Origin of the sequence: Longitalea arenae (assembly GCF_016924755.1) — a bacterium.
Classification (GTDB): Bacteria; Bacteroidota; Bacteroidia; order Chitinophagales; family Chitinophagaceae; genus Niastella; species Niastella arenae.
On the sequence record NZ_JAFFJX010000018.1, the window covers coordinates 68,813 to 94,853 of the forward strand.

Below are 26,041 nucleotides of genomic sequence, written 5' to 3' on the forward strand. Positions count from 1 at the left end.
ACTGTATTCAATCAGCACATCAGCACATCAGCACATCAGCTAATTGCTCACTGGCGTTTCAGCCAGCCGCTTTTATCCATCCATTCCTGCACCAGGTCCATCCACTTTACATCACTGGTAGGGTTATTCATGCCAAAGCCATGTCCGCCTTTTTCATACAGGTAGAAATCGAAGGGCACTTTATTCTTTTGCAGGGCCGTAGCAAACAGGAGCATATTCTGCACTTTAACGGTTTGATCGTCCTCCGCATGCACGAGGTAAGTAGGCGGTGTTTTTTTGGTGACCTGCAATTCATTGGAGTATTCCTGCTTCTTTTCGGCCGAAGGCTCATTGCCTAATAAATGCTCACGCGATCCCATATGGGTAATGCTATCCGCAAAACTGATCACCGGGTAGATCAGGATCATGAAATCGGGCCGCAGGTTCGTCTTTTTGCCCACTTTAATATACGCATGATTGAAATGAGTGCCCGCTGTGGAGGCAAGGTGGCCGCCGGCAGAAAAGCCAATAATACCTACCCTGTCTTTATCGATGCCCCAGTCTTTTGCATGCTCACGCACCAGTTGGATCGCCCTTTGTGCATCCTGAACAGGACCTATTTCCTTATTCACCATTGTTAGATCGCTGGGCAAGCGGTATTTCAGCACAAAAGCCGTTACGCCCATTTCATTAAAACGTTTGGCTACATCATGGCCTTCGTGGCCGGCTGCCAGCAGGCGGTAACCACCGCCCGGTATAACGATCACTGCTGCGCCATTTGCTTTTTCTTTCGGCGCCTGATATACCGTGAGCGTTGGCCGGCTTACTTTATAAATGCGGAGAATGCCCTTCTCATCGGTCTGGCTATTTTCTTCATCAGGAACCTGTCTGGCATTAGGAATGGAATCAGGGTATAAGGGAATGACGTTTTGTGCGCAACTGATCAAGGCAAAGCAAGTTAGGTTTATCAAAAGTGTGAGTAGTTCTTTCATAAAACGTACTTATCACCAAATTTACTTGTTTGCATTAATAAACGGGCAATCGGCAAAGGACAATGGGGAATAAATTTCCGGCGGCAAAAACCGTCGATTGATCTCAAAGACCGCGCGCCATTTCCGCCTGACCATTGCCGGTTCACCAGCAATTTAGCTGAATATTAAGTTAAATGCATTTGCACGAATAGCTACTTCACAGCCAGGACAGCCACCTTTGTAACAGAACCGGATCATCTTGTTACTCCACCACTAAAAAACTTACATATGAAGAAACTTTACCTTACGGTCATCCCTATTACCATGTTGCTGTCAGGCTGCAGCAAAGACTTTTTGAAAAGTTATGAAAGACGCCTCGTGGGCGGTACCTGGGAGTTATACGACGTGAACCGCTTTGGCATTGGCAGTGGCGACAGGCCCAATTTTACAAACGGCCGCTTTACGTTTGAATCATCCGGCGATGTAACCTATGTGAATGACCAGGGCCAGGTTTATGAAGGCAGCTGGGACATCCGGCGCGACTGGCAGCAGGATACGCAGATCCGGGGACTGTTTATAACCGTGGTCAGCTTTCAAACCCAGGATGTCATTTCTGAATACTTTGATGATATGCAATTCACCGGCACCAACCGGTTCAAAGCATTTACCTACAATGGCGGGCGCACCTATACCTGTAAGTTTAAACGATAACAGAACGAAGACAGTTGGCAAAATTAGAAGTGGCAGGTTTGGACAGATGCTCGTTGCGAGTAGTAAGGATCGAGCAGGAAAAGATCAGATTATTTAGAGCCCAGCGCGAGAGCCAAAGCCAGCCCTGCCAGCCAATCCACGAGCTACCGCTTTCAAGAAAAAAGCCGGCAACCTCATCTAAGAAGCTGCCGGCCTATATTTATTTTCTTATTTATCCCTGCATTTCATTAGCAAATCAGCACATCAGCAAATCAGCTAATCGACTACAGCACCAGCATGGCATCGCCATAGCTGAAGAAACGGTATTTGTCCTTAATAGCCTTTTTATAAGCTTCCATCGCCAGGTCATAACCGGCAAAAGCACAAACCATGATCAGCAGACTGGTTTTGGGCAGGTGCAGGTTGGTAACCAGTGAATCGGCAATATTGAACTGGTAAGGCGGATGGATGAAGATGTTCGTCCAGCCCTCAGAAGGCTTCAACAACTTTTCAGCAGTATAAGAGCTTTCGATGGCCCGCATGGTGGTGGTTCCGATAGAACAAATACGGTGTTTGCCTTCGATCGCTTTGTTCACGATCTTGCAGGAGAGCTCATCGATCTTATAGTATTCAGCATCCATTTTGTGTTTGCTGAGGTCTTCCACTTCAATGGGTCGGAAGGTACCCAGGCCTGTATGCAGGGTCACCTCGGCAAAACGAATACCTTTAATTTCCAAACGTTTGATCAGCTCGATGCTGAAGTGCAAACCGGCAGTAGGCGCAGCCACGGCTCCTTCATGCTTGGCGTACACGGTTTGATAGCGTTCTTTATCTTCTGCTTCAGGTTTGCGTTTGATATATTTCGGCAATGGGGTTTCACCCAGGAATTCGAGCATATTGCGGAACTCTTCATCGGTACCATCCCACAAAAAGCGAATGGTTCTTCCGCGGGAAGTGGTGTTATCGATCACTTCTGCGATCAGTTCATCGTTCTCGCCAAAATAAAGTTTATTACCAACCCGGATTTTACGGGCCGGATCTACAATCACATCCCAGAGCCGGTTGGGTTTGTTTAATTCACGCAGCAGGAACACCTCAATTTTCGCCCCTGTTTTCTCTTTCCGCCCATACATGCGGGCAGGAAATACTTTGGTATTGTTCACTACGAACACGTCCTTATCATCAAAGTAATCCATGATGTCGCGGAAATGTTTATTCTCTATCTGACCGGTGCTGCGATGCACAACCATTAAACGTGCATCTTCACGTCTTTTTGTAGGGTGCTGGGCAATAAGGTTAAGTGGTAAATCGAACCGGAACTGTGAAAGTTTCATGTGTATTTTTAACTGTTTTTAAGTGCCACATGAATCGAACAAGGGGAGTAAGAACAGGGTACATCGGGGGGTGAGTTCCGATACAAACGAGGTCTTACGGCACCAGGTTTGATCATGTAAGCTAAAATTCGAGCGGGCAAAGGTAATTAAAAAAAAGGCGGTTCCCAAATTTAAAAATCGATAATATGATAGAATTATCGGCCGCTACAGGAAACTGCTTACCAGTTACCGGTTACCAGTTACCAGTTACCAGTTACCAGTTACCGGTTACCAGTTGCCGGTTACCGGGTGCCGGTTACCAGTTACCAGTTACCAGTCGCCGGTTACCAGTTACCGGTTGCCAGTTGCCGGTTGCCCGGTGCTGCTTGCCGCTTGCCCTTGCGCGGAATTTCACTAACCCTGCCCGCAGCCGGCAGCTCCGGCTTTTTTGTACAACCGACCGGTGAACCCGCAACCGCTGATTGAATTTACCCGTTAAGATTTGCCATATTATTACGAAATTTATAAAGAGGGATCAGTGCCTGCAGACAACTTCCTTATTGCGCCTTAAAACAACAGACCTGAGAAGATCACCGGTCACTAATTATTGAACAAGTATGAGAAAATGTATCCTCTTGCTGCCTGTTCTGCTGCTGGCGATCGTTATGCCATCGATGGCGCAACAGTCGGGCAACAAACCGAAACCGGCTCCGCCACATCCTGCCTCCATAGTTCCCAAACCTGCCTCCAAAAAATACCCGAGCTTATTGTGGGAGATCAGTGGCAATGGCCTCAAAAAGCCATCCTACCTCTTCGGTACCATGCACGTCAGTGATAAACTGGCTTTTCACCTGGGCGATTCCTTTTACACCGCCATCAAAAGCGCCGACGTAGTAGCCCTGGAAACAAATCCCGAAAGCTGGCAGGATGATTACAGCCAGTCTGTTTTCTTCCGCGGCCGCCGCAGCAACGCCGGATTAATGAACCTGTATTCAAACCGCTGGGAATGGCCATCAGACCACATGCGCATTACCACCTTCGCTATCGACCGGTACGAAGAAGCCATCAAGGCAGCGCTGGCGGTAGAACCTTCCATGATCAATGGGATGTTATACCGCACCTACGGACGGCAGTCAGACGATTTTGAAGAAGACACTTTCCTCGACATGTATATTTTCCAGACCGGCAAGAAACTGGGTAAACGGGTGAGTGGAGTAGAGAATTTCCAGGAAAGTGAAAAGCTGGTCATGGAAGCCTACAAGGCCATGCTACGCGACCAGAACAAGAAAAAAAGAAGCTACGATTATGAAGGCATGATGACCAATCCCAAAAAAGTGGAGGATGCCTACCGCAAAGGCGATCTCGACCTGCTCGATTCCCTCGAAAGCCTCACTGTTTTCTCCGATGCCTTCCAGGAAAAGTTCCTCTATAAACGCAATGAGATCCAGGCGAATTCCATCGACTCCATTATTAAAAAAATGTCGCTTTTTGTAGGCGTGGGCGCTGCGCATTTACCCGGCAAACGCGGCGTAATTGAACTATTGCGCCAAAAAGGCTATACCATGCGCCCGATCCGCATGGACAGCCGCAACAGCCATCAAAAAGAAACCGTAGACAGGATCAGGATCAATCATCCATTCACTACCCAAACCTGCGACGATGGCTTTTATACCGTATCGATACCCGGCAAAAAGTTCTACCGCTTTACCGACTGGAACGGGATGGATGTGGTGCAATACGCCGACATGGTGAATGGCGCTTATTATATGGTCACCCGCATAAAAACGAACAGTCTCGCCTGGGGTCATAGCAGTGACCAGGTGTTCAAAAAGATCGACAGCCTCTTATATGAAAATATTCCCGGCAAGATCCTGAAGAAAACATCGATCACCAGGAACGGGTACAAAGGGCTCGACATCATTAACCGCACCCGCCGCGGCGATCACCAGCATTACCAGATCTTTGTTACGCCCTTCGAGGTCATCCTGTTTAAAATGAGCGGCAATGGCGAATACATCAGTACAGGCAATGAAGCGCAGGAATTCTTCGGGTCCATTCGCCTGAAGGAATATCCCGCCGCCAACTGGCTCACCTGGCAGCCGCCTACCGGCGGATTCAGCGTTCAACTGCCCCACGCCCCTGCCCTGTTAAAGGACAATGGTTTTGGTACCGACAGAATGGAATATGCTGCCCGCGATGCAGCTACCGGCGACAGTTACCTGATCATGAAAGCCAACCTGCACAATTATTCCTTTATTGAAGAAGACAGCTTTGAGTTGAACCTCATGGATGAAAGTTATGGTTATAGCGACTTTATTGATAAACAGCTTAGCCGCCGCTTTGTGACGGTCAACGGTTATCCCGGCCTCGAAAGCAAATTCAAACATAAGGACGGCAGCTTCAGCAGCGTAAAATATGTGATCAAAGGACCCGTGTACTACGCCATTGTTGCCAGTTACAAAGACGACCATCCCGGCATCCAGCGCTTCCTGCAATCTTTTTCCATTACGCCCTGGTTTTACCCGGCAGCGAATGAACATACTGATACCACCCTGAAGATCAGCGTCACCTCCCCGGTATATACAGAAGCTGGCAAAAAAAATGAAACGGTCGGAATGGAAGACTGGATACAACTTTCGAACGGTATCGTAGATGACGATAAAGACGATGATCATTTGCCCCCTTTTGGCACCAGGCTGATCGGCAACGACACCATTGGCGAAAAGATCCTGGTGATGCATTACAAAGTGCCGCCATACAGTTATAAAAAAGACAGCACCACACTCTGGAAGAACGCCACCGTGAACACCTGGTTTGCCGACAGCACCTTTATCATTAAACAAAACAAGGAATACACCCTGCCCAACGGCATGCGCTGCCGCGACCTGCAGTTGACAGATACCAACAGCAGCCGGCTGATCATCGCCAAGCTGTTTTACAATAAGGGACATTTTTTCAGTATCTCTACCTTAACCGATACCTTCAGCCATAAAAGCGCTTTACTCTCCAGTTTCTTTGCCAGCTTTAAACCGGCAGATACGCTGAAAGGTGAATCGCTGTTTGTTAAAAAAACCAGCCGGTTCATGAACGATCTCTTCAGCAAAGATTCCCTGGTGGTGAAAAAAGCCCGCAAATCGCTGTACCAGGTCGCCTACGACGCACAGGATGTTCCGCTGCTGAAGAAAGCCATTGATTCCCTTAACTGGTCAATGAAAGATTACCTGCTGTTGAAAAGACATTTCATCGAAAGCCTGGGCAAATTGAATGACAGCACCATTGCCCCTTACCTGCAGCAATTATACTGGAAAGTAAAAGATACGGCCGACTGGCAGAATGCTATCTTAAATGCATTGCTGCACCAACGGACGAAAGCAGCCTTCCTGGCGTTTAAAGACCTGGTGCTGCAGGAACCGCCGATCATGGACGAAGATTACTCGTATGCGCGGCCCTACAGGCTGCCTTCCGGCTATGCAGATCATACCGTCGCCGGAAAGACTGGCCGAAAGAATATGTACTATGGCCGCTGGTCGCCCTTATTCGATACGCTCGCGCTCACAAAGCATATCTTCCCCGACATCCTGCAACTGATGAATATCGACGACTACCGTAATGACATTATGAATTTACTGGTAACCATGGTAGACAGCGGGTATCTGAAAGCAGCAGATTATGAAAGCAGTTTCCCAAAGATCTACCTGGAGGCGAAACAATTGCTGAAAAAACAGCTGGCCAAAGAGAACAAGGCCAATATGGAAAAAGCCGCCCGTAAAGAAGCCGGGCCCTCCGTTTCATTCTATGCCAGCGATGAAGAGGAAGACCGTCCTTCGGATGCCGGCAATGCTGAGCTGGACCGGTATGCCACCCTGTTGTTACCATTTTATACTAAGAATCCCGGTGTACCAAGCTTCTTCGAACAACTGCAATCGACCCAGGACCGCCGTTTGCTATACAATACCTTCATTCTTCTGCTGCGCAACAATTATAAAGTGCCCGACTCCCTGTTCCTGAAGTATGCACAGCTCGATGAATACCGCAGTGAGCTGTATATGGACCTGGAAACAATGAAAAAGACCGACAAATTTCCTAAACAATACAAGACCCAGCTCGACATAGCAAGAAGTTTGATCGTGCAATCCCTTAGCAATTACGACAAGATCGACACCCTGATCTTTCTCGACAAACTGCCGGTAGCCTACGAAAACAAAAAAGGCTATGTATATTTCTTCAAATACAAACGCATGCGCGATGACATCACCTGGCAGGTAGCATCGGCAGGACTGATACCGGAAAAAGCAGAGGTGATAGATCTGAAGAATGACGACTTTACCGCTGTAGAAGAGGAGCGGAAACTGGCGAATGACAAACCGGTAAAAGAACAATTACAAAAAATGCTGAAGGAAATGTTGTATGCCCGCCGCAGCAGCGCCTCTGTATTTTATGATGCGCGCTCCTATAGTTTATACCGCAATTATTTGTCGGAAATGGTGAAGAGCCAGCGGTACCGGGATTAGTTGAAAAAGTTGATACGTTAACAAGTTGATACAGGGTGCCACACGTTGAAAGTGTGGCACACCTTGCCTAACTTTACGGAATGGCAGATGAACAAACGGTAATTACCCAAACAAAACAATGGATACAAAAAGTAGTGATAGGATTAAACTTCTGTCCCTTCGCCAACCGGGAATTTAAAAATAACACCATCCATTACCAGGTAGCATTCAACAGCAAACGAACAGATGCCCGGGATCTTATACTGCAGGAATGTAAACGGCTCGACAGGGACAGGTCAATTGCCACTACCCTGCTTATTTTTCCCAACGCTTTCGCCGAATTTGAAGAATACCTGCAATTGGTTGCATTTGCCGAAAAGCTCTTGATCCAAAAGAAATATGAAGGCATTTATCAGCTGGCTACCTTTCATCCCTTATACCGGTTCGAGAACAGCGCTCCCGATGACCCGGCCAATTATACCAACCGGTCGATATATCCCATGCTGCATTTACTACGCGAAGACGAGATCAGGAAAGCGATAAAATTTTATGGCAATGCCGAAGCTATTCCGGAAAGAAACATTCAATTTGCAAGGGAAAAAGGTGAAGTGTATATGCAGATGCTCAGAGATAGCTGCTTTTAATAGTTTATGGTTTATGGTTTATGGTTTTTAGTTGGCTCAAAACGAGGAATTCTAACAATAGGAATGCCCGGCAAAAGAACCATAAACAAAAAACCATAAACCCTACAATCCTTTTGGAATAGACGCAATTAACTGCCTGGTATATTCTTTCTGCGGATGAAAATACACCTGCTCAGCATCCCCGATCTCCTCGATCCTTCCTTTGTTCATCACCATTATACGGTCACTGATATATCGTACGACCGACAGATCGTGTGAAATAAAAACAATGGTAAACCCCATTTCGGCTTTCAGGTCGTTCAGGAGGTTTAACACCTGCGCCTGCACGCTTACATCCAGGGCCGACACCGATTCATCACAAACGATGAACTCCGGGTTCAGCGCCAATGCCCGCGCAATGACGATCCGTTGACGTTGGCCACCCGAAAACTCGTGCGGATACCGGTTAAAATGTTCCGGTTTCAGATTTACTTTTTCCAGTAGTTCAACAACGCGGTCCTTTCTTCCCTGGCTGGTGGAAATAATATGGTGCACCTTGAGCGGTTCTGCAATAGCAGCCCCAATGGTCAGCCTTGGATTGAGCGAAGAATAGGGATCCTGAAAAATGATCTGGATATCCTTGCGCATTTGCTTCATGGTTTGGGCATCGATGGCCGACAGGTCGGTACCATCATACAACACCGAACCGGAGGTTGGCGGTATCAAACCCAGTAAGGTTCTGCCAAGGGTTGTTTTCCCACAGCCCGATTCACCGACCAGTCCCAGGGTTTCTCCCTTATAGATCTCAAAGCCGATATTATCAACCGCCTTTACATATTCTACTGGCTTGCCCAACAGGTTCTTCTTAGCGGGGAACCATACATTCAGCTGGTTAACCTGGATAAAGGGCCGCTTTGCGGGCAGCGGTTCCTGCGTTTTCGCAACAGGCTGCGCAGCCGGTGTATAACGGTTTAGGTCAAACGGACGGTTTTGTTCCAGGAAATCGCTTACGATGGGCAGGCGCTCTCCTTTAGGATGCAACACCGGCCTGCAGGCCAGTAACCCTTTCGTATAAGGATGCTGCGGATTATTGAAGATCTTTCGTACCGTGCCCGCCTCCACGATTTCACCGCGGTACATAACAATGGCCCGGTCAGCCACTTCCGCCACTACACCCAGGTCATGGGTAATAAAGATGACGCCCATCTGGCGGCTTTGCTGCAATTCCCTGATCAGTTGCAGAATGGTCTTTTGCACCGTAACATCCAATGCGGTGGTTGGCTCGTCACAGATCAGTAAAGCCGGTTCACAACTCATCGCCATCGCGATCATTACGCGCTGTTTTTGTCCACCACTCAACTGATGCGGATAGCGCCTGAATAATTGTTCCGGATTGGGCAATCGCACCTGCCTGAACAGGTCGATCGTTTTTTGCTTTGCTTCCTGTTTACTGATCTTCAAATGCTGGCGCAAGGCTTCCTGTACCTGGTGACCGCAGGTGAATACCGGGTTCAGGGAGCTCATGGGCTCCTGGAAGATCATCGCGATCTGGTTGCCACGAAGCTCCTGCAGCTGCTGCGGGGTTTGCGTTAATAAGTTCACGGTATTATTGCCATCGGCCGAAAACAGGATCTCCCCATTGGTATACCGCGCCGGTGGCTTGGGCAATAACTGCAAAATCGACAATGAAGTGACCGATTTACCCGAGCCCGACTCGCCTACGATGGCGACGATCTCGCCACGGGCAACGCTAAACGACACCTCCTTTACAGCCGTCGTGGTCCCGATCTCAGTAACAAAATCAACCTGCAGGTTATTTATTTGAAGTAAAGGCGCTGGCATTGTTGTGGAATGGGTATGAACAAATATCGGAAAAATCAATTTCTGATTTTGAGATTTAGAGATTTTGTGATTTGCTAAAGTTTGAACTTTCCGATAAATCTCAAAATCTCTAAATCCCGAAATCTCTGAATTTCTCAGTTCCTACTTCCTGTTCACCCTGATCACTCCGCCGCCATTGTAAGAATGGTATTCGCCATTATACATGGCTTCAGCGCTTACAGGGCCCATTTTATAGTTTCCGGGCGACACAGCGCGCACCGCATAATAATACACTTTGCGGCTGCTTCTCAGATCATCGAACAAATTAATGCGATCATCCCGCACATCGAGCGCAGTAGGCGTTGAAGCATCCTTGATCCATTCCATCCCCGGGATCTCTTTGGTACGTGGGTTCTCGATCTCAAAGCCGGCCGGCAGAATGTCCGAGATCGCCACATTATCAACATCACCGCTGTAGGCCTTTTCAAGTGTGATCTGAACGACTATGAGGTCATTTTGCATAAAGCTATTGCCATCAACAGAACGGCCATAGCGGTCAAAGAAGCGGCGGCGCACCTTGATGAAATTGTCTTCTTCCTTATAGTTACCACTGGTGCTGATGCCTTCACTTTGCCAGTAATAATACAGGCGGCCTTCCCCTTTTGAACTTAACTCAATATTCGTACCGCCCAATTGTTTGGCCGTTAACTTTAAGGGACTGCCGGCTACACTGCCCACCGTTTTACCATTCACTTTTACATCGGCAGTAACCGTTGCCTTGTTCGCTGCCCGGGCCATTTTGCCCAATGATAGAAAACTGAATGAACACTCCTGCGTACTGTACCAGCTCCGCTGTTTCAATTTATCAGCCACATGTTTTGCCATCACCGGTATTTGCGCATTTGACGGATCGGCATCCAGCAAAGCATTCAGGGAAATGGCCTCATCGCGGATCTCGGAGTAATAGCTGCCACCGGTTTGTGCAACCGATACTTCTCCACTAAATGAAGCGGGCAGCAACTCTTTAAACTTCGCTTTATCGCCAGCCACTGCATAGGCTACGCTCAGCAGGTATTTGCTATCAAGGCTCAGCAGCATGGGATTGGCCTTGTAATAGTTCATGGCGCTCACATTGGGTTTACCGGCCAGCGCCAGCACATATAAGCTATACGCAACTTCCTTAGGCGCTATTTTCTTCTTTTGCGATTGATTGTAATAGTATAAAATGGTCTCTTTATTCTTCAACCGGTTGTTCATGTAGTTGAGAATACCATTTAAGACATTCTTATCTACTTCAAAACCCGCTTTCTGGGCTTCCAGCAGGAAATGACCTGCATACACCGTCGCCCACCAGTCTTCAGAGCCCTCACCATCCCATAAGGTAATGGCGCCATTATACAGCTGGCGCAATTTGATCTTACGGATAGCTTCCAGCACATTCCAGTTGGCAGATGATTTGTTCTCTTTATTGCTATGCAGCTGATCGGCCAGGTCGCCGAAATACAATTGCGGGAAGGCAATAGAAACGGTTTGCTCGGTGCAGCCATACGGATATTCAACCAGGTAGCGCAACTGCTTGCCCAGTTCCAGCGCCGGATTACGGCTTACCACCAGTTGGTAATCGGTGCTGTTTGGCAAAAAATCATTCAGCGTAATATTGATGCGTTGCCCATTGCCGCCAGTGAAGGATCCACTGCCGGTTACCACCTGTAAAGGCGAAGCTGGTCTTATGCTGATCTCTGTTTCGTCTGTGAACTTTTCACCCATGCCCTGCACTTCCACTTTAACTTTTCCGGCGCTTACGGCAGGCGACGCCACCAACTGGAAAACAGCCTGGCCTTCGCTATTGCCGCTGACGGACAGGGATTGCTGTTTATCGCCCAGTAAATTTAACGGACCACTCACATGCAGGGTAGCAGTGGCCGATGCGGCGTTTTTAGTGGTATTGGTGATCGTAACGGGCACGGTCACCGTATCGCCCGGACTTAAGAAACGCGGCAAAGCCGTACTTAAGACCAGCGGATCAGCTACTGTCATGGCCGCTTCGCCACTGCCAAAGCTTTCATCTTTATAAGCGACAGCCATCAATCTTACTTCACCGCTGAACTGCGGAATATCGAATTCAAACTCCGCCTCACCACTCATACCGGTTTTAGTAGAACCGCTCCAGTATGAAACGATCTTAAAACGTTTAGCTGGCATGGGATTGGTACGCTTGTTCATTTCCAGGTCACCATCACCCCCCGTACTGCTTAGCGTTGCTTTCAGTTCGGGGAACAGGAGCGGATAAAGGTCATAACCGTTTACTTCCAGCGCTTTTGGCGCATAGAAATGATTGTAGGGATCCGGTGTTTTGAAATCCGTTATCTGCAAAACGCCATTATCAACGGCGGCCAGTGTTATAAAACTGTTGGCGGCAGCTTTCACCGTCACCTTTTGGTGCGTACGGGAGCGAACCGACTTTTGCGCAACGATCTCTACATTTATCTTGCGGCTTTTTTCTTCCACCTTCAAACTTTTATAACCATGCGCTACTGTCAATGGTATTTCACTTACCTCGTGCGGTTTAATGAGCGTTGCTGTAACATACACATTCGGTAAATGTTCTGCCGAAACTTTCAGATCAACGGAAGCAGTGCGGTTCTCTACATTTACATACTGGTAAGAAACGACTTTATCCGTTTCCATCGTAACCAGCATCCGGCCGCTGAATGGCGTCTTGAACAGGAGTTTGGCGTTATCACCGGCCTGGTAAGAAGATTTGTCTGCTTCTATATCGATATTTCCTTCGGTATTTACTTCAAATGATGTGTTTTCACCGCCCCAGAAGCCATAACTATAGAAGCTCTTGCTTACATAACTGCTGGATCCGGGGGTCGCCACGCGCAGTTCATACTGGCCAGGCGAACGGGGTACAAAAGCATAAGAGGCCGTTTCACCACTTACGGTAATCGTTTGCTCAGCCACTATCTTATCATCTTTTTGCGATTCATACCTGAAATAATCGCCGCTTTTGGAAAGTACCGTACGGTATTCATGTTTGATCACCTTTACTTCAGCGCGGGCTCCGGTTAACACCTGCTCGTCTTTATTCAACGCAATGATCGGGAACTTCACCTGCTGGTTCAACGGATAATACCAATAACCATCGCTGCCTACGCCAAAGAACACTTTTTGCGTATAGATATTGGCAGTAGCGCTGCGGCTCACCGGGCGGCCTGTTTCATCAAAGACCGTTGCATAGAAGGTGGTTTTCAATAAGCCCTTGTTAGCAAACAAGGCAGGCACTTCAAAGCTTTGTTTCGCATTTCCATTTTCATCTGTACTGCCTTCGTTCACAGCTTTGTCGAAAGACATACCCTGGTTTTCTATACTAAAGTCAAACTTGCTGTATTTTTTCGGACTGAAATAAGCGGCACTCGTCTGGATCTCGGTCTCATAATTCCGGTTGGCCGCCGGTGGTCCAAAAAAGTTAACAGCATTGATAGAAAAGACAGCGGTTTGCCCGGGCTCCAGGGCATTTTTATCCAGTTTCGCCGTTACCTTAATACGATCCGGCACAAACTCTTCAATACTGAAATTCTTACTGGCCAGCAGCACGTCGTTGGATGTATACACTTCAAGTGTATAACTACCCGTTATAGCCGATTCAGCAATATCTACATCGCCATCGGTAGCGCCCTGCGCATTCAGTGTTTTGCGGAAACTTTTTAACTCTTTACCATTGGGCAGCAGGAACTTCATTTTTACCGGCAGTTCACCCGGCGACTTCCACTGGCGGTCGCGCAGCAGAACGGCAAAATTCACTTTTTCGCCCGGCCGGTAAATATCGCGTTCCGCATAAATAAATGCGTCGAGTCCGGTACTGTTGCTGCGTTTACCACCTACCTCAAAGCGGGAGGTATTTACCCTGGTACTGCTGAAAGGCAGGTAGTTAAAATCATTGGCTGTTTTGGCAATGATCATGGCTGGTTTAAAGCCGGCGAATTCCTTGCGCGAGAACGCCACTTCGGCCACACCATCTGCATTGGTAGCGCCGCTTCCCAACACCTGGTTATTATTACCATACACCACTACATTCATACCGTTCACCGGCTGCGCCGTTTTGATGGAGTTGGCAAATACAAAGAGTTTATCTTTTCCTTCCCGGGCGATCAACCCGAGATCTGATTTGGAAATGAACCGGCTGTCGCTGATCCAGTAATCCGTGGCCGAGCGCATTTTGATATGATAGATGCCTTTGAAATCGGGCAGGCGGTCTTCTACATTAAAACTGAATAAGCGGCTGCTGCCATATCTGGGCAATGAGCGGGTATCGATCTCCTGTTCGTAGATCACATCGCCGAAAGAAACATCACTGTTGTCGTAATAATCTCCTTCATAGTAGTCTTCTTCTCCGCTGCTTTCTCCTCTTGCATCTTTTGGGCTGTACCCATACCGTTGTGCCGCCAGCAGATTGCTTTCATAAATTTTGGAAACGATCACTTTTACCTTCGGTATATTGGTGATGCGCACTTCAATATGCTGGTTACCGAGAGCGCTCAGGTACACAGCCTTGCTATTGCCAAAACGTAAAGAAGGTTCTAATTCGCCAAAAGCGACATTGTTATCATATTGCTCCCGCAGTACACCACCAATACGGCCGCGCAGTCCTTTGGCGATGGTGAAAACATAACTTTTATCGGCGTCAAAATTCTCACTGCTTACCGAAAAGCCATCTTCGGTTTGTTCAACACTGAATTTTACCGCCGGGTTAAAACGGATCAGGGAAGAAATATTTTCCATGAGCACCTGTTGGCTCGTGCGAACAAACACTTTTCCGGTCAAGCCATCATGTTCGGCAGTTACATCATTGATCGTTAGATTATACGGAGAAGGAATAAAGACTTTATTCTCGATCGCTTCCCTGGTTCCATTCACCCCACCATCAGGCACCAGGCCTTTGTCGAAACTCAGCTTAGCCTCCAGGTCTTTATCTTCCAGTTTCAGTCCGGCAATGCGCAGGGAGACCCGGCTGTCGGTACCTTCTGTGATAATGGTGTAGTTAAGGGCTTTGCCACCGAGCTCCAGTTTCATCTTGTCTTTAATGGTAGCCGGACTGATTGCATAGTTAAAATACAGGTCCATCTGCGGATAAGCCGTTGTTGAATGCTGGTCGGCCAGCATCCAGGTCACGTTGGTATTATCCAGTTGCAGGTAAGGTGTATAGAATTTGATCTCCTCGCTTTTGTCGAGCTTGCCGTATTTGCTATGATCGAGCAGGTCGCCACGCAAGGTGGCCTGATAGGTAGTAGCCGGCGAGAAAGGTTGTGCCGGCGAGAAAACCAGTTCATCTGGATGTTCCCAGCGGAACCGGCCGGCAATTTTTGGTTCGAAGGAAATATACTCAGTAGAATCCCAGTTATTTAGAAGCGAATCAGGAACAAGGGATTTATCAAAACGGAACACCAGGTTACCGAGGGATTGCACTTCCCCTTTGGCATTGGTATAACTCAGGGAAACAGCGCTTCGGTTACAGGCGGCTATGATACTCACTACAAATACGCCGATTGTAACCAGCGCGATCAGTGGCTTACGCATATAGGGTTAAAGTATTAGAGAAGTTAGGGCCCACCCGTTCCGAAGGACAATCCAGGCAGGGTTGCGGGCGTTAAAATACAAAAAGGAATATAAATATTATAGCGTTCTTTTGTTGGTTGAAAATAAACCGGAAATTAGCAAGGAAACTAAGGAGGAAGGCTTGACAAAGCCATAGCATTGATTTGTAACAGAAAGGTACAATCAATTTATTCACCCAGCCTGTTAATTTGTTATTAAAGTGCCTGACCTTGGTGATATAACACACATGAAAACCCCAGCCGGAAAAATCATAAAACAATTTTTTAACCACATGCTAAGGTGGCAGCCACGACATCGTTACGCCCGCATTGGCTACAGATGGCTCCAAAGGATTTTCCTTGCCGCTTGTGTGTTTGCCATTTTATTTTTCTCCCTTAACTGGGTATTTCCGCTTCCCGATAAAGTAGAATACTCCACCATCATTACCGATAGCAAAGGCGAAGTGGTACATGCTTTTCTCACAAAAGATGAAAAATGGCGCATGAAGACCGAGCTCGATGAAATTTCACCGCTCCTGCGCAAAACCATTATTGAAAAAGAAGATAAATATTTTTATTCGCATCCCGGTGTTAATGCCCTGGCCATCAGCCGCGCATTTGTAAAAAACATTTTCCGCTGGAAACGAACCTCCGGCGCTTCCACCATTACCATGCAGGTAGCCCGCGCCCTGGAACCCAAAAGCAGGACCTATTTCAATAAGATGATCGAAATGTTCCGGGCACTGCAACTTGAATGGAAGTACAGCAAGAACGAGATCCTGCAGCTCTACCTGAACCTGGTGCCCTATGGCGGTAATATTGAAGGGGTAAAATCGGCATCGATCCTGTACTTTAAAAAGAATCCCGATCACTTATCCCTGGCCGAGATAACAGCCCTATCCATTATCCCCAACCGGCCTTCTTCTCTGGTGATGGGAAAACACAACGACCGCATTGTGCAGGAACGCAACCGCTGGCTGCAATATTTTGCCAGGGAAAAGGTGTTCACCCAAAAAGAGATCACCGATGCCCTTAGTGAGCCATTAACTGCTACCCGCGGAACCGTTCCGCAGTTAATGCCGCATTTTGCCTGGAAACTGAAACAACAGGGCGGCGATATCATCAGAACCAATATTGAACTGAATACCCAGTTAAAAACGGAAAAACTGGTGGCCGATTATGCCCGCATTCTCACGTTAAAAAATATCCGCAATGCAGCCGTGATCATTATCGATAACCAAACACATAAAGTGATCACCTATGTAGGTTCCGCCAATTTCAAAGACACCATCGATGCGGGGCAGGTGAACGGCGCCAAAGCCATTCGCCAGCCGGGCAGCACCTTAAAGCCGCTGTTATACGGCCTTTGCATTGATCAGGGTTTAATGACACCCAAAGCCATTATCACCGACGTGGCCGTAAATTATAACGGTTATGCGCCGGAGAATTACGACAAACAGTTCAACGGGTATGTAACCATGGAGTATGCGCTCGAGCATTCCCTGAATATTCCGGCGGTAAAAGGATTGCAATGGCTGGGCAAAGATCCGTTCATCGATAAACTGGCGGCCTGTCAGTTCCAACAGATCAAAAAAGACCAGAGCAAGCTGGGGCTTTCCATGATCCTGGGCGGTTGCGGCGCCAGCCTCGAAGAATTAACCGGCATGTATTCGCTGTTTGCCAACAATGGCCGTTATATTCCGCCGAAATATACCCAGGAAGCATTCGAAGCGCCAGGCCAGGGCGAAAAGATCTTAAGTGCCGCCGCCACCTTTATGATCAATGAGATCTTATCGAAAGTGAACCGGCCCGATTTCCCGCTCAACTGGCAAAGCACCGAGCACATGCCCAAGATCGCCTGGAAGACCGGCACTTCCTATGGCCGCCGCGATGCCTGGAGTATTGGGTATAACAGAAAATATACCGTAGGTGTCTGGACCGGCAATTTCTCGGCCCTGGGTATTCCGGAACTAAGCGGCGCCAATATTGCCACGCCCCTGCTCTTCAAAATATTCAATACGATCGATTATGACAGTGATGAACAATGGTTCACCCAACCGCAAGACTGTGATATAAGGATGGTATGTTCTGAAACCGGTTTACCACCCGGCGCCAATTGTAAGCATACGGTGACCGATTATTTCATTCCGCTTATTTCTACCAGTCAGCTTTGCGATAATATACAGGAAGTGGCTATCTCGGGCGACAATAAGATCTCATATTGTAAGACCTGCCAGCCGGCAGATGGCTATAAGAAAAAGCTGTTCCGGGTGGTATCGCCCGACATGCAACGCTATTACGAAGAACGGCACCTGGTATATGAAAAAATGCCGCCGCATAACCCCGCCTGTGAGCGGGTATTCAAAGAAGGTGGACCAGCCATCACCTCGCCCCGCAATGGCTCAGAATATTTTATCAGCAAGAAACATCCTGAACCTTTACAGTTATCCTGTAATGTGGGCAACGATGTACATAAAGTGTTCTGGTATATCAATAACCAGTTCTATAAAGCCGGCGATGCGTTTAACCGCCAGTTCTTTATACCGGAGGAAGGTCCCGTTAAAATCTCCTGTACGGACGATAAGGGAAGAAACAGGGATATCTGGATAAGAGTGAAGTATGTGGATTTATAAGCAGTTATTAAGTTATTCAATTCATAAGTTCATAGGTTAACGTTCTTATAGAACTGAATAACTTAATGACTTAATAACTGAACAACTTATTGAACTTTCTCTATATTCCCGGCCCCCGTAACATTGCGGCTTACCTGCGCATCTCCTTTATATTTTACGTTTCCGGCGCCTGAAATATTGGCCGTCAGCTTTACACTGGCGTATATTTCTATACTACCGGTACCTGAGATCGTGAGATCGGCTTCTTCTGTGAGTAAGTTAAGGGCGCTTATATTACCTAAGCCACTCACATCTCCGTTGAATTTTTTCGTTTCACCGCTCAGGTCGATATTTCCGGCGCCCGAAATACTGGTAGTGATCTCAGGAGCATCTACGTCCAGTTTCAGCGCACCAGCGCCGGAGCAGGCTATTCTCATTGGCCCATCAGCACTGATCTTTGATTGTGAGGTAACCGCGCCCGCACTGCTCACCTCGATCTTGTTGTATTGGGGCGAAGTGATGTAGATCTTGATCCCTTTCTCTGACTTTAACCGTACATCATCCGTTGTTTCCAGCTTCAATGTTCCGTTTACTACCCGCAATTGTATATGCTGTTGTAAGTTCTCATCCGCTTCTATTTTTACGGCGGCCGGACTACCCTCCGTAAGGTACACGTCATAATTGCCATGCAGTTCAACACCGGTGAAATCGCCCAGTGATTTGTTCACTGTGGTTATATTGCCATTCCCCTCGATGCGGTCGCCATCCCACATGCAGGACTGGAATGCTGCTATGCAGAACAACAAATAAAAGATTCTTTTTTTCATACTAAGGCTGGTTAAATGGTTAGAATAAATGGTTTGTATAACTATTTCACCTGGGTAATACTGCCATTACCGGTAATATGGGTAGAAGGCTGTGCATTGCCTTTATATCGAACATTGCCATTACCACCCACCGAAACATCGAGTTTTACACTCGCAAACACTTCAGCGTCGGCATTACCGAGAATATTCACTTTGGTTTCTTCCGTCATCAGATCAAAAGCTTTTAAATTACCATTACCCTGCAGTTTACAGTCAAAGCGCCTGGACTGTCCCTTTAACTGAATGCCGCCATTACCGGTTAATTCGGCTTTGATCTCAGGCGCATCCACATCCAGTTTGATATTTCCGTTGCCCTGCACTTTTAAGCTCATTTTGGCAGGATCGGTGATCGGCGTTTGCCCGATGATATCACCTGAACCGATGGAATATATTTTATTATAACTGGGAGCTGTAACAAATACTTTAATGGTCTCGCGGGTGCGCAGCCAGATGCTTTTGCGGGTACGTACTTTTAAGGTGCCGTCTTCTACGAAGGTCTCGATATAAGGCAGGAGATTACTTTCTGCTTCGATCTTTACCGAGGCTGGGCTGCCGACAGCCACATATACGTCAAAGAAACCATACGATGCCACCCCGGAAAAGCTGCTGAGATTCCTGGTTTCGGTAGTTACTTCGCCATTTCCCTTAATTCTTTTCCCGGTATAGCGGCAACCAGCTGCCAGTGCGGTTGTTAAAAAGAGCAAGACGGCCCAATGCTTCATAATTAGAGGTTTAGTTTGATTACGTTTTACAATATAACCGGTTTTTCCAGCATTTGACGCTGAATGCGCTAAAATGTTACAGTAAGCCCTTGACAAATAGTGGATTACTATAATTTGACCGGGTTACCGGTTTACCGGTTACCAGTTGCCGGTTACCAGTTACCGGTTACCAGTTGCCGGTTACCGGTTACCAGTTACCGGACGCCAGTTACCAGTTGCCGGTTGCCGGTTACCAGTTACCGGAGGCCAGTTACCAGTTGCCGGTTACCGGGTACTGGTCGCCGGCTCCAGGTTCCCGGTTTCGGGTTACAGGGTATGGGAACCAGAGATCTTTCCATAGCCACGTTTGATCCGCAAAACCCTGGAACCTGCAACTTGTGACCTGAAACCCTCTTTCTGGCTCGTTGCCTTTGCGGGTGCTTTTTCTTACCTTCGCACCACCATGACGGAAAAGATTCTTATTCTCGATTTCGGCAGTCAGTACACTCAATTGATTGCCAGGGCCGTCCGGGAGGCCAACGTTTATTGCGAAATTATTCCCTATCACAAAAAAGTTGAATTTGATCCTTCGCTGAAAGGTATAATCCTCTCGGGTTCACCTTTTTCCGTGAACGATCCCAAAGCCCCGGAAGTAGATGTAAAAGCACTGCACCAGCAACTGCCCTTACTGGGCGTTTGCTATGGCGCCCAGCTAACTGCCAAACAGTTTGGCGGACAAGTAGCCAAAAGTAACAAACGTGAATACGGCCGCGCCCTCATGCACAAGCAGACCGACGATGTATTATTGAAAGATGTGATGGACCAGTCGCAGGTTTGGATGAGCCATAGCGATTCGGTACTGCAAATGCCCGAAGGGTTCAATGTACTTGCTACCACCGACAGCATTCCCTTTGCGGCGTTCAAAAAAAACGGCGAAGCCAATCCCCTCTACTGTGTTCAGTTCCACCCCGAGGTATATCACTCCGTGGAAGGAAAAAAGATCATTAAGAACTTTCTCGTAAATATTTGCGGCTGCCAGCAAAGCTGGACCCCCGCCCACTTTATCACCGATACGGTAAACGATCTCAAAAAACAGATCGGCAACCGCAAAGTGATCATGGCCCTGAGCGGTGGCGTAGATTCAACCGTCGCTGCAACATTGATCCACCGGGCCATCGGTAATAATCTGTACGGCATTTTTGTTGACAATGGCGTGCTGCGCAAAAACGAGTTTGAACAGGTGCTTGACACCTATAAGACCATTGGTCTGAACGTAAAAGGCGTAAATGCCAAACAACTTTTTTACGACGAGCTGAAAGGCAAGACCGACCCCGAAGCCAAACGCAAGACCATCGGCCGCCTCTTCATTGAGGTCTTTCAGCAGGAAGCCAAAGCCTTCGAAGGCGTTGAACTGCTGGGCCAGGGAACCATTTACCCTGATGTAATTGAAAGCGTTTCCGTGCATGGCCCTTCAGTCACCATCAAATCGCACCACAACGTAGGTGGTTTGCCCGATATCATGCACCTCGAACTGGTAGAACCCCTGCGTTTCCTGTTCAAAGATGAGGTGCGCCGGGTAGGACATGAACTGGGTATACCTGCTGACCTCCTGCACCGCCATCCTTTCCCCGGTCCGGGCCTGGCAATCCGCATCCTGGGCGAGATCACCCCTGAAAAAGTACAATTACTGCAGGAAGCCGACCACCGTTACGTTCAGGGTTTGAAAGAGCATAAGCTCTACGACCAGGTCTGGCAGGCAGGCGCTATCTTACTGCCCGTTAAGAGCGTAGGCGTTATGGGCGACGAAAGAACCTATGAATACACTGTAGCTTTACGTGCTGTAACCTCTGTAGATGGCATGACCGCCGACTGGGCGCACCTGCCTTATGAATTTTTGGCACATATTTCGACTGATATCATTAATAACGTTAGAGGTATCAACCGGGTGGTCTACGATATCAGCAGTAAACCACCTGCAACTATAGAATGGGAGTAGGCGTCTTTTAGTTGTTACCGGTCGCCGGTTACCAGTTACCGGTTTTCCCGGCAACTGGTAACCGGTAACATTGAAATTCGCGAGGCGTGCGTATTATAATGACAACTCAACAGTTAGTATATAAAGCATTCCCTATGATGAAAAAATGGTTCATATCAGTACTTTCATGCCTTGTCCTGGCCTGGGTAGCACCCGTAGCAGCTCAAACAACACCAACAGTACAACCGGCTCAGCCAACACAACCGGCACAAACAATGCCGGCCACTGTGTTAACAGATTCCAGCCGTCAGCAGATCGCGATCTTCACTCCATTGTATCTTGATTCCGCTTTCGATATGGCCGGCAATTACCGGTACGATAATAAAACCTTTCCTAAACAATCCAGCGCCGGATTGGAATTCTGGGAAGGCGCCGAACTGGCCATCGATTCCTTACAAAAAGAAGGTGTTCAACTGGAAGTTCATGTATATGACATCAAAGCGCCGGCCCAGCAGCTGGACTCCATCCTGAACAGCGAAGCATTTAAGGGCACAGACCTCATCATTGGCCAGGTTAATGCCAATGAGATCGTAAAATTGGCGGGTGTTGCCGCTGCATTGGATATTCCTTTTATCAATGCAACTTCACCAAGCGATGCAGGCATTACCAATAATCCCCATTACGTTATTCTGAATTCAACCCTGGCAACACATTGCACAGGCATTTACCGCTTCCTGCAAAAGAATTATTCTTTACAGGATATCATCGTCTTCAGAAAGAAAGGCGTACAGGAAGACCGCATCCGCAATTACTTTACAGACTTTGAAAAAACAACCGCTGTAAAGCTGAAGCTTAAATACGTTACGTTAGATGACAATTTCACCGCAGACAAACTAAAGCTGTATCTCGACGAGGAAAAAGCCAATATCTGCCTGGCGGGCAGCCTTGACGAATCCTTTGGCAGAAATCTTTGCCAGCAACTGGCCCTCTCCAGTACAGCCGGCACGCCCAATGTGGTCATTGGTATGCCTACCTGGGACGGAATAGATTTTGAAAGATCGCAGTTCAAGAACCTGGAAGTGATCTACAGCACACCGTTCTACGTAGCGCCCACCAACAAACTCGCATCATCAGTATACGAAAACTTCAAGAATACATTTTATTCCCGCCCATCGGATATGGTTTTCCGTGGCTTTGAAACAATCTATCACTTTGCGCATTTATTGAAACTCTATGGCAGTAATATAGGTTCCAGCCTGAGCGATAAAAAATACATGCTCTTTGGCGAATTCGATATTCAGCCTGTTATCAATAAAACCACCATGACCCTCGATTATTTCGAGAACAAAAAACTCTACTTTGTGAAGAAGGTAGATGGTGTGGTGAAGACAGTTTATTAGTTACCAGTTGCCAGTTCCCGGGTACCGGGGAAAGCCGTATCATGGATAAAACCGTGGCACGGCTTTTTTGCTTAAGGAATAGATGTGTTCCCGGTAACTGGAAACCGGTAACCGGCCACCAAATGCATTCTAATGCCACTAATATCTTTTACAGATAAAGGCCTCTATTGTGAGGCGGGACAGTTCTACATTGACCCCTGGCAACCGGTTGATAAAGCGGTGATCACCCATGCCCATAGCGATCATGCGCGCGCCGGCAGCCAGGCCTATTTATGCCATCACGATACGTTGCCATTATTACAACTGCGCCTGGGGCCCAACCACTACCAGCCGGTAGCATGGAATGAAAAAATAACCATGAATGAAGTCACTGTTTCTCTGCATCCGGCGGGGCATATCATCGGTTCATCACAGGTGCGGGTGGAATACAAAGGAGAAGTATGGGTGGTGAGCGGTGACTATAAAACCGAAGCCGATGGCATTAGCGGCATCTTTGAACCTATCCCCTGCCATACATTTATTTCAGAATCCACTTTCGGCTTACCTATCTATAACTGGAAGCCACAGGACGAGCTGTTTCAAGAGATACAAAACTGGATCCGCAATAACCAGGTAGCCGGCAAAACCTCTGTCCTGATCGGGTATAGCCTCGGCAAAGCACAGCGATTGTTAAAAGCTTTAGGCGAAGTTACCGGTACTATTTACGCCCATGGCGCTATCTGGAATGTACACGAAACGCTGTTACAGGCCGGCTGGAAATTACCGGCGATACAACGTGTTACGCCCGAGATTCCCAAAGAAAGCTATCGGGGTCATGTAGTACTGGCGCCACCTTCTGCAGACGGCAGCTTATGGATGCGGCGATTTCCATCGGCGAGCACCGGCATATGCAGTGGCTGGATGCAGGTGCGCGGCCACCAGCGCCGCCGCAATGCAGATGCCGGTTTTGCATTAAGCGATCATGCCGACTGGAACGGTCTCCTGCAATCTGTAAAAGCAACCGGGGCACAGAAAGTGTATATTACCCATGGGTTTCAATCAGCTTTCAGCCGATATCTGATTGAGATAGGCATATCTGCTGCAGAAGTGAAAACGGAATTTGGCGAAGAAGAGGAAGGTGCACCCGCCGACCCCCTGAAGGGGGACGAAGAAGGGAACTCACCCCCGCCTCCGCCAGCTGGCGGAGAGGATGAATTTGCTCCTTTGTAAATGAACTCTATACCATTTATCTATATACAAAAATCGTTAACATGCCTGAACGTACTCCCAATATCAGCCTGGAAGATACTAACACCCCTTTAGAGGCTGGGGCTATGGTTGGGGGTATGGCTTCCTTCGCGCAATTATTATTCAGGTTAGGTACAAGCACAAAAACAAATGAAAAGCTGGAAGCTTTGTCCGGCTATTTCGCGCATGCCAATGAAAAAGATAAAGTGTGGGTGATCGCCCTTTTCAGCGGAAGGCGGCCACGCCGCGCCGTTAGCGGCACGCAGCTCGCCGTATGGTGCACAGAACTTATTGGCTTGCCCATGTGGCTTTTCCAGGAATGTTATCATACCGTAGGTGATCTGTCGGAAACCATCGCCTTGTTGATCCCTGAAAAAAGCGCTTCCACTCATTCCACGGAAGGGGCCCATACCATCGGCCAGCCACTGCACTATTACGTTGAAAAATTTCAGCAACTGGAAAAAGCACCCGAGGCGGAAAAGAAACTATTCATCCTGCAATCCTGGCTCGAATTAAGCAGCCGGGACCGCTTTGTGTTCAATAAATTGCTGTCGGGCACTTTCCGGGTAGGCGTATCCCAAAAACTGATGGTGAATGCCCTGGCCCGTACGGTTCAGCTGGAGCCCAATACCATTGCCCATCGCATCAGCGGTAACTGGGATCCCGCTAGTACTACATTCACCGAACTGTTAAGCGAACAGCTAACCCAGACAGATCATTCAAAGCCCTACCCTTTCTACCTCGCCTATGCGCTGGAAGATGCTTTGCCTGAATTAGGCGAACCGGCAGACTGGCAGGCCGAATGGAAATGGGACGGCATAAGAGGGCAGATCATAAAAAGGAATGACCAGTTATTCGTATGGAGCCGGGGCGAAGACCTTATCACAGAAAAGTTCCCCGAATTCAGCATCCTGCAAAACAAATTGCCAAACGGCACGGTGATCGATGGCGAGATCTTACCTTACCATGATGGACAGGTGCTTAATTTCAATGTACTGCAAACCCGCATCGGGCGCAAGAACATTACCAAAAAACATTTGCAGGAAGCGCCCGTAGGACTCTTTGCCTATGACCTGCTGGAATTGAATGGCGAAGACATCCGGCACCTGGCTTTGCGTGAGCGCCGGGCCGCCCTTGAAGAATTGGTGCTGTCACTGCAACTGCCTTTTATCCAATTATCACCGGTCGTTTCTTTCACCGATTGGGATGAATTAACCACCATTCGCGAACAAAGCCGGAACATCAACAGCGAAGGACTGATGTTAAAAAGAAGATCATCTGCTTACCAGGTAGGCCGCCGCCGGGGCGATTGGTGGAAATGGAAGATCGACCCGCTCACCATCGATGCGGTAATGGTATATGCCCAGAAAGGAGCCGGCCGCCGCAGCAACCTGTATACCGATTATACTTTTGCAGTAAAAGACGGCGACAAACTGGTTCCCTTCACCAAAGCTTATTCGGGATTGACAGATAAAGAATTTGCCCAGGTAGACGCATTTGTAAAAAGGAATTCTCTAGAGAAGTTCGGACCGGTGCGCACCGTAAAACCCGAACTGGTGTTTGAAATTGCCTTCGAAGGCATAGCCGCCAGCAACCGCCACAAATCAGGCGTGGCCCTTCGCTTTCCCCGCATCAGCCGCTGGCGAACCGATAAAACACCGGAAGATATCAATACGTTGGATGATCTGAAGAAAATGTTGCAGTTGTATGGCAAGTGATGGACGGTGAACTGCCACGGATGCCAAATTTCAAATTCGTAAATTTGGAGAATAATTC

The 26,041-nt window shown here is 47.9% G+C and carries 15 protein-coding genes; 9 read left to right on the plus strand and 6 right to left on the minus strand.

The annotated features are described in order from the left end of the window. Window positions 1-47 precede the first annotated feature (47 nt). Window positions 48-971 carry an alpha/beta hydrolase gene (locus JT717_RS24480; protein ID WP_205513678.1) on the minus strand — a complete coding sequence of 308 codons (924 nt, stop codon included), beginning with the start codon at window positions 969-971 and terminating at the stop codon, window positions 48-50. A gap of 267 nt (window positions 972-1,238) precedes the next feature. Here JT717_RS24480 and JT717_RS24485 point away from each other — a divergent pair, with 267 nt between their 5' ends. Then, a complete protein-coding gene (locus JT717_RS24485; RefSeq protein ID WP_205513679.1) occupies window positions 1,239-1,661 on the plus strand; it encodes a hypothetical protein in 423 nt (140 codons plus the stop codon). Window positions 1,662-1,924: 263 nt separating this feature from the next. On the opposite strand, the gene queA is transcribed toward JT717_RS24485, so the two are convergent. Further along, window positions 1,925-2,974, minus strand: coding sequence for a tRNA preQ1(34) S-adenosylmethionine ribosyltransferase-isomerase QueA (gene queA, locus JT717_RS24490; protein WP_205513680.1), 1,050 nt, complete (start codon window positions 2,972-2,974; stop codon window positions 1,925-1,927). Between the two features lie 185 nt (window positions 2,975-3,159). On the opposite strand from queA, the gene JT717_RS24495 reads away from it, so the two are divergent. From JT717_RS24495 to JT717_RS24505, 3 genes are all read left to right on the plus strand, one after another. Beyond that, window positions 3,160-3,420 (plus strand): hypothetical protein, encoded by a 261-nt coding sequence (locus JT717_RS24495; RefSeq protein WP_205513681.1) that lies wholly within the window; start codon window positions 3,160-3,162, stop codon window positions 3,418-3,420. Between the two features lie 150 nt (window positions 3,421-3,570). After that, complete coding sequence (locus JT717_RS24500; RefSeq protein WP_205513682.1) at window positions 3,571-7,464, plus strand: TraB/GumN family protein; 3,894 nt, start codon at window positions 3,571-3,573, stop codon at window positions 7,462-7,464. Between the two features lie 80 nt (window positions 7,465-7,544). Then, entirely contained in the window at window positions 7,545-8,087 is a 543-nt protein-coding gene (locus JT717_RS24505; protein ID WP_205513683.1) for a DUF1415 domain-containing protein, read from the plus strand. A gap of 102 nt (window positions 8,088-8,189) precedes the next feature. On the opposite strand, the gene JT717_RS24510 is transcribed toward JT717_RS24505, so the two are convergent. Both JT717_RS24510 and JT717_RS24515 read right to left on the minus strand, forming a co-directional pair. Next, window positions 8,190-9,908 carry an ABC transporter ATP-binding protein gene (locus tag JT717_RS24510; RefSeq protein ID WP_205513684.1) on the minus strand — a complete coding sequence of 573 codons (1,719 nt, stop codon included), beginning with the start codon at window positions 9,906-9,908 and terminating at the stop codon, window positions 8,190-8,192. 141 nt (window positions 9,909-10,049) lie between these two features. Next, on the minus strand, window positions 10,050-15,467 hold the full coding sequence (locus JT717_RS24515) for an alpha-2-macroglobulin family protein (protein ID WP_205513685.1): 5,418 nt from the start codon (window positions 15,465-15,467) through the stop codon (window positions 10,050-10,052). Window positions 15,468-15,777: 310 nt separating this feature from the next. Between JT717_RS24515 and pbpC the strand changes: the two genes are divergently transcribed. Further along, window positions 15,778-18,117 (plus strand): penicillin-binding protein 1C, encoded by a 2,340-nt coding sequence (gene pbpC / locus JT717_RS24520; RefSeq protein ID WP_240348401.1) that lies wholly within the window; start codon window positions 15,778-15,780, stop codon window positions 18,115-18,117. 86 nt (window positions 18,118-18,203) lie between these two features. Here the strand turns inward: pbpC and JT717_RS24525 are convergent, their stop codons facing one another. Together JT717_RS24525 and JT717_RS24530 are read right to left on the minus strand one after the other, a co-directional pair. Continuing rightward, window positions 18,204-18,923, minus strand: coding sequence for a head GIN domain-containing protein (locus tag JT717_RS24525; protein ID WP_205513687.1), 720 nt, complete (start codon window positions 18,921-18,923; stop codon window positions 18,204-18,206). A gap of 41 nt (window positions 18,924-18,964) precedes the next feature. After that, complete coding sequence (locus JT717_RS24530) at window positions 18,965-19,684, minus strand: head GIN domain-containing protein (protein ID WP_205513688.1); 720 nt, start codon at window positions 19,682-19,684, stop codon at window positions 18,965-18,967. Between the two features lie 346 nt (window positions 19,685-20,030). Between JT717_RS24530 and guaA the strand changes: the two genes are divergently transcribed. The 4 genes from guaA (at window position 20,031) to JT717_RS24550 (ending at window position 25,983) form a co-directional block, all read left to right on the plus strand. Continuing rightward, window positions 20,031-21,659: a glutamine-hydrolyzing GMP synthase gene (gene guaA, locus JT717_RS24535; protein ID WP_255553035.1), complete on the plus strand. Its 1,629-nt coding sequence runs from the start codon at window positions 20,031-20,033 to the stop codon at window positions 21,657-21,659. Window positions 21,660-21,913: 254 nt separating this feature from the next. Beyond that, the gene (locus JT717_RS24540) at window positions 21,914-23,038 is read left to right on the plus strand and encodes a type 1 periplasmic-binding domain-containing protein (protein WP_205513689.1); all 1,125 of its coding nucleotides are present in this window, start codon (window positions 21,914-21,916) and stop codon (window positions 23,036-23,038) included. A gap of 132 nt (window positions 23,039-23,170) precedes the next feature. Continuing rightward, window positions 23,171-24,247, plus strand: coding sequence for a ligase-associated DNA damage response exonuclease (locus JT717_RS24545; RefSeq protein ID WP_205513690.1), 1,077 nt, complete (start codon window positions 23,171-23,173; stop codon window positions 24,245-24,247). A gap of 41 nt (window positions 24,248-24,288) precedes the next feature. Further along, on the plus strand, window positions 24,289-25,983 hold the full coding sequence (locus JT717_RS24550) for an ATP-dependent DNA ligase (RefSeq protein WP_240348402.1): 1,695 nt from the start codon (window positions 24,289-24,291) through the stop codon (window positions 25,981-25,983). Window positions 25,984-26,041: the final 58 nt, after the last annotated feature.